The sequence below is a fragment of the Bifidobacterium simiiventris genome (assembly GCF_019331715.1).
Lineage (GTDB): Bacteria > Actinomycetota > Actinomycetes > Actinomycetales > Bifidobacteriaceae > Bifidobacterium > Bifidobacterium simiiventris.
In genome coordinates, this window is sequence record NZ_JAHBBG010000025.1 from 1 (window position 1) to 3963 (window position 3963).

The 3963-nt window shown below is 61.1% G+C and carries 2 protein-coding genes; both read left to right on the top strand.

From position 1 onward, the window contains the following. Positions 1 to 398 precede the first annotated feature (398 nt). Positions 399 to 2195 (top strand): CocE/NonD family hydrolase, encoded by a 1797-nt coding sequence (locus KIH76_RS11425; protein WP_214375185.1) that lies wholly within the window; start codon positions 399 to 401, stop codon positions 2193 to 2195. A 143-nt stretch (positions 2196 to 2338) separates the two neighbouring features. Next, the gene (gene ychF, locus KIH76_RS11430; protein ID WP_219070777.1) at positions 2339 to 3439 is read left to right on the top strand and encodes a redox-regulated ATPase YchF; all 1101 of its coding nucleotides are present in this window, start codon (positions 2339 to 2341) and stop codon (positions 3437 to 3439) included. Positions 3440 to 3963 lie beyond the last annotated feature (524 nt).

Sequence of the window (3963 nt, forward strand, 5' to 3'; positions counted from 1 at the left end):
GTTCATCAGGCGCTTGCTGGTTGCTTGTTTATCTTGGTCGAAAACATCCTACCCAGGAAGCGCTCTTCTCTTACTCCCTCAACGGCTCAACGACGAACCCACACCCACGAAAACAACACAAGCGCCTGTTTTCTTGGCTCCCTCGGCTGAGGGAGCTGTCGGCAAAGCCGACTGAGGGAGCGTCAGACCCATCACATTAAGCCCGACAAGGCACTAAGTGCGGTTCGCTCGTAACCTGTACGCAGTATGCATATAACGCAATCGCTATCGTCGTAGGCGTCGGCATGCGCTGGGTACGGCCGCGGGTAGCGTTGCGCACGGCGGACGACGATGAGCCTGTCCGCCGTGCGCAACGTCATATCAGATAGACATCAGACAGACACAAGGAGACGGCCGGCATGAGCGAAGCCCGGTATTCATACGAGAACGCGATCCGCGAATTCGTGTACATCGAACTGCCGTTCGACGGCGACGCGGACGGCCGCAACGACCTGGTGCGTGCCGACATCATCCGTCCGCGCGAACTCGACGGCACCGAGAAGATCCCCGTCATCATGGATCCCAGCCCGTACTACGAGCTGTACGACCGACACGGCGAGAAATACGAATACTCGCACCCGGAAGACAAGTGGAACAGCCCACTCAAACAGTTCCCGTTCTTCTACGACAACTACTTCGTGCCGCGCGGCTACGCGGTCATCATGCTCGCCACGTCCGGCACCGCACTGTCCGAAGGATTCTGCGACATCGGCGGGCCGAAGGACATCGCCTCCGCCAACGCGGTCGTCGACTGGCTCAACGGCCGTGCGACCGGCTACATGACCCGCGACCGGCGTACTCCGGACAACGAGATGACCGCCTACTGGGCGTCCGGACTCGTCGGCGCGATCGGCAAATCCTACGACGGCTCTGTACCCAACGGCATGGCCGCCACCGGCATCGACGGCCTCAAGACCATCGTGCCGATCTCCGCGATCTCCAGCCAATACGACTGGTACCATCCGCACGGCGCGCTGCTCAACGGCGACGACGCCGACGGCGGCTGGTTCGAACCCGACAACTTCGCCGTCACCCTGCAATCCACCGCCGACGGCAAACTCCAGCGGTTCAACACCAAAGGCGGCTGGCGTCGGCTGCACGACGGCTCTGACAAGGAACACCGCAGCTACAACGAGTTCTGGGCCGAACGCGACTACCGCGCGCACGTCGACCGGTTCAAGGCCAGCGTGTTCCTCGTGCACGGCGTCAACGACCTCAACGTGATGATGAACCAGGTCGATACGTACTGGAAGGCGCTGGGGGAGCACGGCGTGCCGCGCAAGATCTGGCTGCACCAGTACGCGCACGACGACCCGTTCGACGTGCGCCACGACGCGTGGCTTGCGACCCTGGAACGATGGTTCGACTACTGGCTCAAGGGCGTCGACAACAGTATCATGGACGAACCGGAGGCCTCGATCGAGGACCTGGACGGCAACTGGCACGAATATGCGAGCTGGCCGGTGCCGGGAACGGCGGTGCGCACGTTCGGCGTTCGCGGGGGAGCGGACGCGCGGCTGGGCGTGCTGCGCGAGTTTACGGCGGATGATGACGAATCCGATCAGGGCGATCATGTCGCCACGATCAAGGGCGCGCGCATCCGCGAACTCATCCCGTTCAGCGAATCCGGTCACGCGAGCGACGAACGGCTACTGTACGTGAGCGAACCGCTCGCCGACGACCGGCACATCTCAGGCACACCGCACATCAGCCTGCGCGTCAAGGCATCCGCACCCGACACGAACCTGTGCGTCTCGCTCATCGAATACGGCGAAGGCAACTACGTGCAGGTGAGCGAGGACATCCACGCGCTCGTCGAATTGAAGGAAAAACGGCCCGCGGTCGGCGGCTCGTCCGACGACGACAAGGCCGTCTACCCGGTATGCGTGCCGCGCAAATCGCATGAGATGCAGAACATGGTGACGCGCGGCTGGATCGCCACCGCCCACAAGGACTCGTTCGACGCGTTCACGCCCACGGCGACCGGCGAATGGATGGACGTCTCGTTCGACCTGCTCGCCACCGACTGGATCGTGCGCGCCGGGCATCGGCTCGCGCTCGCGATCTGCAACAACTCGAAACGACTCGCCGCCGTGCCGCTGTCCGATTTCGAGGTAGATCTCGACTCGGTGCGGCTGACGGTGCCGATGGCCTGATCGCAAGCGCGGACGAGGCGGTTTCTTTCCGCGGCTATGTAACGGTATGTCGTCGTCTATCGATCGGTCCGATCGGCGGACGACGACATACCGCATCGCGGAACCGTCCGGCAACGTCCACCTTGCCGCCAATACTGGGACTCATGTCTCTTACTATCGGAATCGTCGGTCTGCCGAACGTCGGCAAGTCCACCATGTTCAACGCGCTGACGCGCAACAATGTCCTCGCGGAAAACTATCCGTTCGCCACCATCGAGCCGAACACCGGCATCGTGCCGCTGCCCGACAAGCGCCTGCCCGTGCTCGCCAAGCTCGTGCACACCGAGAAGGTCGTGCCCGCCACCGTCACGTTCGTCGACATCGCCGGCATCGTCAAGGGCGCGTCCGAAGGCGAAGGCCTGGGCAACAAGTTCCTCGCCAACATCCGCGAGGCGGACGCGATCTGCGAGGTCGTGCGCGCGTTCAAGGACGACGACATCGTCCACGTCAACGGCAAGGTCGACCCGGCCGACGACATCGACACGATCAACACTGAGCTGATCCTCGCCGACATGCAGACCATCGAGAACGCGCTGCCAAAGCTCGAGAAGGACCTGCGCGGCAAGAAGATCGAGCCGGCGTACCTCGACGCGGTCAAGAAGGCGAAGGCCATCCTCGAGGATGGCGAGACCATCGACCATGCGGCTGCCGCCGGCAAGATCGACAAGGCCGACATCTACGACCTGCACCTGATGACCGCCAAGCCATTCATCTACGTGTTCAACGTGGACGATGACGAACTTGCCAACGACGAACTCAAGACGAAACTCGCCGCGTCCGTGGCTCCCGCTCCGGCCGTGTTCCTCAACGCCCAGTTCGAGGCCGACCTCACGGACCTCGACGAGGACGACGCGCGCGAGATGCTCGCCGACGCCGGACTCGCCGAATCGGGCCTCGACCAGCTGGCCCGCGTCGGCTTCGACATCCTCGGCCTGCAGACCTTCCTGACCGCCGGCGAGAAGGAAGTGCGCGCCTGGCAGATCCACAAGGGCTGGACCGCCCCGCAGGCCGCCGGCGTGATCCACACTGACTTCGAAAAGGGCTTCATCAAGGCCGACATCGTCTCCTACGACGACTTCGTTGCCGCCGAAGGCTCGATGGTCAAGATCAAGGAGGAAGGCAAACTCCGCCAGGAAGGCCGCGACTACGTCATGCAGGACGGCGATATCGTCGAGTTCAAGTTCTCCCCAACGTCTAAGAAGTGATCGTCGGATAGCGTTGAGGGCCTTGGAATTCCAGTGATTCCAAGGCCCCAGTTATTTCGTGCTCATTGCTGCCGTTCCGATTGTCTTAAGGAATGGTTTTTGACAGTGATATCCGCCATGATATGTGTTGCACGTGCTGGTGGGTTAGTCCAGTGTTTTGAGGTTAGCTTGGATTGTTCGATGAATCATCTGGAGGCAAGTGGCACGATTCCAGTTGGTTGGCACAATCGATGACCATGGGTCGTTGCACTGGCGGAGCAGTGAGTCTGAGCACAAGTCGGTAATTGAGGCGGTGCAGAATGAGCTTGGCAAGGATACCTACATCGGTATCGAGTGCTACATGGTGTCGCTGTTTATAATCATACTATCGTAGATAGAGCCTAGGGAGAAATATGTACGACCGTGTTTGTTGTTTTGATGGATGGGTTGGTATGACGAGAGGCTTCTAGGCAGAATGGGTGGTGCCTTAAACCTAACCGTTCTAGCGAAGGAGCCTCCGTGGTCAAGGGTAGCAGTGTTAGTGT